An 8,623-nucleotide genomic window follows, 5' to 3' on the forward strand; every position below is an offset into this window, starting at 1 on the left:
TTGATTTTAATGACCAAAGCTGATTTTTTCTATTTCATTCCCTTAGCTATAATTTCCTTTACTATTTCTGATAAATTATTTAATGATTCCTTATCTAATTCTTTTGTATTTATAGGATTGTGTATAACTACACTAACTTCTGCCCCTTTTATTCTCTTGTTTTTATTGCCTTCTCTTATTTTATAAGTACCATCAATGGTAATAGGAACTATAGGTACACCAGCTTTTGTACCTAATTTCATACTTCCTTTTTTAAACTCCAGTAATTCACCAGTTTTAGTTCTAGTTCCCTCTGGGAAAATGGCTAATGAGTATCCGTTTTTTAATATTTCTGCCCCTTGGTTTATAGATTTTAATGATTCTCTTACGTTTTCTCTATCCATAAATATACAGTGAATCGCCTTCATCCAATCACTAATAATCATTTTGCTCTCTAATTCCTTTTTAGCTATAAATCCCATTGGAACTCTTGTAGCTGACAGTAAAACTGGCACATCAAATAAACTTTGATGGTTAGCCACATAAAGAGCACCTTCCTTAGGTAAGTTTTCCATGCCTTTTACATTTATTTTTACTCCTGATTTATTAACTATAAAATCTGCCCATTCCATAAGATAGTTATTAATTATTTCTTCCGCTGCCGCTTCTCCTTTTTCCTTTCTAACCTTTTCAACTTCTCTCTTTTTAAATGTGGACCCTATCATAAAAATTCCTAGCCGCATATACAATAAATAAGTTTTCATAAATTTCTCTCCTATTCTACTGGAAATAAATATGTGTTAATTAATTATATCACATTAAATATATGTTTTAAATAAAGTGTATTGGGTAGAATAGTAGATAGTTTTACCCTAAAGGAGATAAAAATTGAAAAGGTACAATGTATTAATTTTATTATTATCAATTCTAATCGTACTCTTCCCCTTTGGAACTGACCTTAAATCTAATCCTATTGAAAAAGGTATATTAAAAATTCATTTCATAGATGTAGGCCAGGGAGACAGCACTTTAATAACTATTGACGATAAAAGTTTACTTATTGATAGTGGAGGACATGCTGCTAGCGAAAAGGTTTTAAGTTATTTAAAAAAAGAAGGAATAAAAAAAATTACCCATGTAGTAGCTACACATCCCCATGAAGATCATATAGGAAGTATGGAGCTTATCATAGATAATTTCAAAATAGAAAATTTTTGGGCACCCAAAGTTACTTCTAATGCTAGTTATTATAATCGCATGATTAAATCACTGAAAAGAAAAAATCTTAAAATAAACGTAGCTAAAGAAGGTAAAATAATAAATTTACATCCTAAAGTAAAGTGCGAAATACTCTCCCCCATTAAAGACAACTATGATAACTTAAATAACTACTCTGCAGTAATTAAATTATCCTACAACAAGTTTAATTTTTTATTTATGGGAGATGCTGAAGGACCGGTAGAAGGAGAACTTACAGAAAGAAATGATTTACGATGTGATATCTTAAAATTAGGTCATCATGGAAGTAATACCTCCTCTAGTGAAAAGTTCCTAGATAGTACTTTACCACAACTAGCTATAGCCAGCTGTGGTAAAAATAACAACTTTGGTCATCCTAATAAAAAAGTAATAAACAGACTTGAAAATAAAAATATTAAACTTTATAGAACTGACATTCATGGGGATATAGTATTTGGTTGTGATGGAAAATCATTGATGAAAATTAATTGATCTTACCATTCTCCTATTTCTACATTTATAGACCCTGTTTTAACATCTACATTTAATTTTCCTGCACCATTTCCAAGTGTCTTTGAAAGATTTGAATTTATCTTGTCCTCATCATTTAATCTAACTTTTCCTTGATTAATTTTCAAAGCTGCAGTTAAATTATTATCTGAAGTATTTATATTTACAGAACCTAAATTTATACCAATATTTAAATCTTCACACTGTTTATTATCAACATTTACCTCACCATTGTTAACTTTTATAATTCCTTTTTTAACATCTCCATTAAAGCTAACTTTACCGTTATTCATTACTACATTTGCAACATTAGAATTAGCACCTTCAATTAAACCATTATTTGCTTTAATATTTAAGTTTTTTGAATCCCCTACATAAATGCTAGCATTGTTGCAATCTATTTTTAAATTATTTGCTGTTTTATACTCTTCACTATTAAATTTTAAGTTATTTGCTTTTATATCTATATCCATATTTTCGGGAATGTATATTTCTCCACTAACACCTTTAACTGAAGATTCTTTTATAGAAAATTCATATCCATCTTTTAATTTATTCTCTTTTATTTCATAACTGTCTCTTTTATCACTTTTGTCTACATAGATATCAAGTTTTAATCTAACTTTTCCGTCCTCAGATTTTTTCACTTCAATATCAGCGTTATTTGTATCAAATACAATTTTCTTACCGAAGGATTCCAGTACTTTCTCTGTTTCTATCTTTTTTTCATTGTTCATAAAATTTATATCATCAAAAACTACACTTGATCCACTTAATCCATCTTTAAATATATTGTAATCCTTTGGAACTTTGCCCTCAACAAAAACAAAAGCATTTATTCCTATAAAAATTATGGTCAATGGTATGATTAAAAAATTAAATCCTACTTTTTCATTTTCCTTTTTCATATTGTTTAAGAATATTATTTCCACACCAAATAGGATTATCAATACTGGCCACCATTTTATCATTTCTACACTAACGTCATAAGAAAAATTTCTTAACATGAGCCAAATACCTATAAATATAAATCCTACTGATGAAGTTATCGTTCCGACTCTTCTCATATTTCACCTCTCCTTAAATATTTATTATATATATATTTTAACTCAAATATAACTTTAAGACCTTAATTTTATATGAAGATTATATAAAGATTTTTGTAGTCGTAAACTCTTATAATATATTTATAAACCATGTTTATTTTTAACTTTTTATAAGTGCACAATTATCTTAAAGTATTTTCTTGTAAATCAAACTTATGATTCCACTTTCTATTAAAATAAAAACTCCTAATCCTATAAATATTATTGGAACAAAAATATGTTTATACTTTTCAATATTTCTCTGTACAAAATGATGTTCTGATAGTTTCATGCCCACAAAACACCAGACTGCTGTTAGAGTCATAAATATTATCACCGTTATCAGTATATCCACTGAATTCATACTTGAAAAAAGAGGTATATAAATCCCAATATTATCTCCACCATTAGCAAAAGTTACACCAAATACTTTTACAACGCTTAGATTAATAAGATTATTTATAGAAGTTATTATACCATTCCCTTTGGTATCAGTTGTTTCTTCAATTATTTCTTCAACTTTACTATTCTCACTCTTTTGAAGCTCTTGCTCACCTGTGCTCTCATTATCCTTGCTTTCTTTTTTATAATCAACATATGCTTTTATTCCTAAATATATAGGCACTAATCCAAGTAATCCAACATATTCATACGGAATTATGGATACACCTAAAGCCCCTATAATGCTTATTGTAATTAAAGCTCCTACCCCCAAATACTGTCCAATAACAATATGCCGTATTTTCATAGCATTATTTATTTGTGAGAAAAATAACATGAGTATAAATATATCATCAATATTGGTACTGACAAATGCAACAAAAGCTGTTATTAATGTACTAATCAATAATTTTCCCTCCGTCTCAGCTAAAATGATAATAGAAATCTTAATGTGTAATAAAATAATGTGTAATAAAATAATGTGTAATAAAATATCGTTCTTAATTCAGAATGCTCAAAAGTTATGTTTATACTCTTATTTCATCAGTGCTGTATAAAGAAAACAATAATAATCTTTATTACATAATTTTTTTACAATTATATAATAGATTATAGTTTTTATATACTGATTATATCACTGATTTCAAAAATATATATAACTAAATCAGTGTCGTTTATCATTTGTCGATACCCTAATTATTTTTGTAGAAACTTACAATCTAAAAATATATTTGTGAAATATAAAAGAGCTAAGCATGTAGTGAAATAGCGACTTTTGCTTGGAGCGGCTTCACTATATGCTTAGCTCTCTATTTGAGAAACTAAACTATATTTGTAGAAATTTATAAATGAGAGACTAATTTATGATTTCAAGAACTATAAAAGTAATTCTATAAAAATATTTTTACATTAAGAAAACAAAGTTCTATCGCTTATTAGTTCGCTTGATTGAATGTTATCAAAATATGATAATAGTTTATTGATAGTTAAATTTTTCTTATCTTCTCCTTTAATATCTAATATAATTTCTCCCCTATGCATCATGATAAGCCTATTTCCAGTTTTTATTGCATGATTCAAATTATGAGTTACCATAAGGGTTGTGATCTTCTTTTCCTCTACTATTTGATTTGTAAGTTCTAATATTCTTTCAGAAGTTTTAGGATCTAGTGCTGCTGTATGTTCATCAAGAAGCATTAAACTTGGCTCCGACATAACAGTCATAATTAATGCTAAAGCCTGTCTTTGTCCCCCTGATAACATTCCAACTTTAGTATGGAGCTTATCTTCAAGACCTAAGTTTAATTTTGATAGAAGCTCTTTAAAGTAATCAATATCTTTTACAGATACTCCTTTGGATAGTCCAAATCTCTTACCTTTATTATTAGCAAGTGATAAATTTTCTAAAATAGTCATTGATGGAGAGGTACCCATAGATGGATCTTGGAAAACCCTACCTATAGATCTAGTTCTTTTAAATTCAGGTAACTTTGATATATCTTTGCCTTCCAAAGTCATTTCTCCATTATCAACTTCAATTGATCCTGCTATTATATTTAAAAGAGTAGATTTTCCTGCTCCATTACTGCCAACAACAGTTATAAAATCTCCTTCATTTATATGAAAAGATAAACCGTTAAAAAGAATATTTTCATTAGCAGTATCTTTATTAAATATTTTAAGCAGATTTTTTATTGTCAACATAAGCTTTACCTCCTGCAACTAAAGATTTATTTACTTTTGAAGAAAAAGTTCTGCCATTTAACGATAGCGCTATTACAACAATTATTGAAGTTATTAACTTTAAATCTGTTGGAGGAAAACCAAGTTTTAATGCAAAACCTGTACAGGTTTTATATAAAATAGAACCTAGAATAGCAATAGCTGTCATCTTAAGAGCAGAAATTCTTTTAAACATAGTTTCTCCAATTATTATTGAAGCAAGTCCCATAACGATTATACCCGTCCCCATACCAACATCTGAAAATCTCTGATATTGAGCCATCATCGATCCTGACAATGCAACTAGTCCATTAGCAATTGATAATCCTAATATTTTAATTAATCCTTTATCTATTCCTAAAGAAGTTACTAATTGTGGATTATCCCCTGTTGCTTTTAATATGAATCCTAACTTACTATTTAAAAATAAATCTAAGGCAATCTTTACTATTAAAACAAAAATTGTAATGACTACCAATGGGTGAACTCCTTCAATAAAAATTGTATTCTTATTAAAAAATGGTACATTAGCTTTACCCATTATTCTAAGATTTATTGAGTATAGTCCTATCATTACTAGAATACCTGATAATAAATTTGTAATTTTAAGTTTTACATGTAGCAATCCAGTTATGGCTCCAGCCATCATACCTATTATTAAGGAGAGCACACAAGCCATATATGGGTTAATTCCACTTATTAAGCACCCAGCTGTTACAGCTGCCCCTAAAGGGAAACTACCATCTACCGATAGATCTGGGAAATCTAATATTTTGTAGGTTATATATACTCCTAAAACCATTATAGAAAATATTAAACCTTGTTCTATAGTATTAATCCAAAAATTAATCATTATTTACCCCCTCCAATAATAGTAGCTTTTTTCATTAAATCTTCTGGAATATTTATATTTAACTTTTTAGCACTGTCCCCATTAATAACTAACTCAGTATCCTTTAGTGTAGTTATAGGCATATCTTGTGGTCTTTTTCCATTTATGATTTCAATTGCAACTTCTCCAGTTTGATAGCCAAGCTTATAATAATCTATTCCCTCTGTAGCTAAAGCTCCCCCTTCAACCTCTGCCGTTACAGCACCAATTATAGGTATTTTCTTTTCTGTGCATTTAGTTGAAATTAGTGGCATTGATGAAGCAATCATATTATCCGTTGACGCATATAAAACATCTATTTTTGGGATTAATGCCTCCAAAGTTTGGGAAATATCATTCACACTAGATATTCCTGTAGTTATAATTTCTAATCCATACTTCGGAGCAATTTTTTTAGCTTGTTCAATATCTGACTCTGAATTAATTTCACTAGTATTGTACATTATTCCAACTTTTTTAGCTGTTGGTATCAACTTTTTAAGTAGCTCAAATTGTTTATCTATTGGAGCTGCATCCGTAGTTCCAGCAACATTTGTTCCTGATTTCTCCAAAGAATTTACGAGTCCAGCTTTAACGGGATCAGTAACAGCAGTTACTAGTATTGGAATGTCTTTTGTCAAATTGTATGCTGATTGAGCTGAAGGTGTTGCAATTGCAAGTATCAAATCTTTCTTTTGTGATACAAAATTTTGTGCAATAGTTTGAGCTATGGCCATGTCTCCTTGGGCATTTTGAAAATCTATTTCTATTTTTTCCCCATCCTTAAATCCATTCTCTGCAAGCGCATCAACAAAACCCTTTCTAGCTGAATCCAAAGATTCATGTTCAATAATTTGTGATATTCCTATTTTTATTACTTCATTAGAAGTTGAAGATGTTTTTCCACATCCAGCTAATATAGTTGTTACTAACAGACCTAAACTTAAAGTTTTTAATATTGTTTTTTTCATCATAATTATTACCCCCTAATATTTTAAAATAAAATTTCTATTTTACTCTTTACTAAAAAAGTCTTAAAACTTTTTTATATAAAAAGAACACACTTCGCTTCAACAATGAGGCGAAGTGTGTTCGCGGTACCACCCAAATTTATATCTCTAAAAATTCATATAAGCTTTAATTCGCTTCTATCAATTTTTTAATCTTTAACGACTTTCGCCGGCACAGCTTACTCTTAAATAATTTCAGCTTACAATTCAAGGGTGAATTTCAATAGTTATAGTTTATAGGGCTCTCACCTTTTCCCTACTCTCTTTAAAACATCCCACTATTTACTTATCCCTTTCATAATTTTTATTTTATTCGTCTTTTAATTCTAATATCTTTAAACTTTATAATTTCTTATTAATAAGATCATTAACTTTTTTATTTTAAAAATTCCAATAAATTTGCTGGCTTTAAAAAAGAAAATAAAAAAAGCACACTCAATCTCCCTCACTGGGGCGAAAGGTCTGCCGCGGTACCACCCAAATTTATATCTCTAAAAAATTTCTATAAGCTTCGCATTGCGTCGTCATGTTGACTTATTACGGTGCTCATTTAGCTTAACTAAACTCCGCTCCTCATTATGCCACATTCCTAGCATTGCTCGCTTCTATAAATTTTTTTAATTTTTAACGATTTTCACCGGCACAGCCTACTCTTAAATAATTTCAGCTTGCAATTCAAGGATGAATTTCAATAGTCATAGTCTATGGAGCTCTCACCTATTCCCCACTCTCTTTAAAACATCCTACTATTTACTTATTCCTATCATAATTTTTATTTTTTTATTTAGTTTATGCAGTATTGATTAAAATGTTACCATTTTTTATTTTTACCAAATAAAAAAAGCACACTCAATCTCCCTCACTGGGGCGAAAGGTCTGCCGCGGTACCACCCAAATTTATATCTCTAAAAAATTGCTATAAACTTCGTGCTGATTCACAGAAATCTTTGATTTCGTTTTGAATCAGTACTCATCAACTTTAGTTGAGGAGTTTCATTACACTACTTGTTTCTATCAATTTTTAAATTTCTAACGACTTTCGCCGGCACAGCTTACTCTTAAACAATTTCAGCTTGCAACTCAAGGGTGAATTTCAATAGTTTTAGTCTATGGGTTCTCAGCTTATCCCACTCTCTTTAAAACATATTATCTATCTACTTATCCCTGTCACTGTTATTAATTATGTTATTAACTAAGTTATCATAGTTCCTTATAAAAATCAATAGTTATTTTAAAAATAATTTTTAAAATAACTCTCAAAAAATAAAAAATGGCTCCGCGAAAAGGATTCGAACCTTCAACCTATCGGTTAACAGCCGAGTGCTCCACCGTTGAGCTATCGCGGAACAATATTTGGACCTGGCGACGACCTACTTTCCCACAAGGCCTCCCTTGTAGTATCATCGGCGCATTGAAGCTTAACCGTCGTGTTCGGAATGGAAACGGGTGTTACCTTCAAGCCATTATCACCAGATACTGATTCACAGAAATCTCTGATTTCGTTTTGAATCAGTACTCATCAGCTTTGCTGAGGAGTTTCCTTAATCAGTCTTACCTGAAAAGTTTCATTGAAAGAAATATTCTTTCAAAATTGCACAAAGCATTTAATTAAGATCAAGCCCTCGACCTATTAGTACTAGTCAGCTGAATGTATTACTACACTTACACCTCTAGCCTATCAACCTTGTGTTCTTCAAGGGGTCTTACTAGCTTACGCTATGGGAAATCTAATCTTGAGGTGGGCTTCACGCTTAGATGCTTTCAGC

At 30.0% G+C, this 8,623-nt stretch carries 7 protein-coding genes, 1 tRNA gene, 2 rRNA genes and 3 other annotated features; of the genes, 1 reads left to right on the plus strand and 9 read right to left on the minus strand.

Translation table 11 applies throughout. The features are described 5' to 3' along the window. Positions 1-29: 29 nt before the first annotated feature. Positions 30-743, minus strand: a complete 714-nt coding sequence (locus KQI86_RS05870; protein WP_216438239.1) for a lysophospholipid acyltransferase family protein — start codon at positions 741-743, stop codon at positions 30-32. Positions 744-867: 124 nt separating this feature from the next. Between KQI86_RS05870 and KQI86_RS05875 the strand changes: the two genes are divergently transcribed. Continuing rightward, on the plus strand, positions 868-1,710 hold the full coding sequence (locus KQI86_RS05875) for a ComEC/Rec2 family competence protein (protein WP_216438241.1): 843 nt from the start codon (positions 868-870) through the stop codon (positions 1,708-1,710). Between the two features lie 2 nt (positions 1,711-1,712). On the opposite strand, the gene KQI86_RS05880 is transcribed toward KQI86_RS05875, so the two are convergent. The 8 genes from KQI86_RS05880 to KQI86_RS05915 all read right to left on the minus strand — a co-directional run. Further along, entirely contained in the window at positions 1,713-2,795 is a 1,083-nt protein-coding gene (locus tag KQI86_RS05880) for a LiaI-LiaF-like domain-containing protein (RefSeq protein ID WP_216438242.1), read from the minus strand. 166 nt (positions 2,796-2,961) lie between these two features. Next, positions 2,962-3,660 (minus strand): cadmium resistance transporter, encoded by a 699-nt coding sequence (locus tag KQI86_RS05885; protein WP_216438244.1) that lies wholly within the window; start codon positions 3,658-3,660, stop codon positions 2,962-2,964. Positions 3,661-4,163: 503 nt separating this feature from the next. After that, entirely contained in the window at positions 4,164-4,958 is a 795-nt protein-coding gene (locus KQI86_RS05890) for an ABC transporter ATP-binding protein (protein WP_216438246.1), read from the minus strand. Further along, positions 4,933-5,826: an ABC transporter permease gene (locus KQI86_RS05895; RefSeq protein WP_425514355.1), complete on the minus strand. Its 894-nt coding sequence runs from the start codon at positions 5,824-5,826 to the stop codon at positions 4,933-4,935. Before KQI86_RS05895 ends, KQI86_RS05890 begins: the two co-directional genes overlap by 26 nt. A gap of 2 nt (positions 5,827-5,828) precedes the next feature. Next, positions 5,829-6,824 carry an ABC transporter substrate-binding protein gene (locus KQI86_RS05900; RefSeq protein ID WP_216438363.1) on the minus strand — a complete coding sequence of 332 codons (996 nt, stop codon included), beginning with the start codon at positions 6,822-6,824 and terminating at the stop codon, positions 5,829-5,831. A gap of 97 nt (positions 6,825-6,921) precedes the next feature. Continuing rightward, positions 6,922-7,165, minus strand: a binding site (T-box leader). A gap of 138 nt (positions 7,166-7,303) precedes the next feature. Continuing rightward, positions 7,304-7,633: a binding site (T-box leader), on the minus strand. Positions 7,634-7,717: 84 nt separating this feature from the next. After that, positions 7,718-8,037 (minus strand) — a binding site (T-box leader). Between the two features lie 91 nt (positions 8,038-8,128). Beyond that, positions 8,129-8,203 (minus strand) — tRNA-Asn (locus tag KQI86_RS05905). Positions 8,204-8,214: 11 nt separating this feature from the next. Next, positions 8,215-8,331 (minus strand): 5S ribosomal RNA (rrf, locus tag KQI86_RS05910). Positions 8,332-8,467: 136 nt separating this feature from the next. Continuing rightward, positions 8,468-8,623, minus strand: a 23S ribosomal RNA gene (locus tag KQI86_RS05915); the annotation flags it as partial.

Source organism: Clostridium mobile (assembly GCF_018918285.1).
Lineage (GTDB): Bacteria > Bacillota > Clostridia > Clostridiales > Clostridiaceae > Clostridium_AW > Clostridium_AW mobile.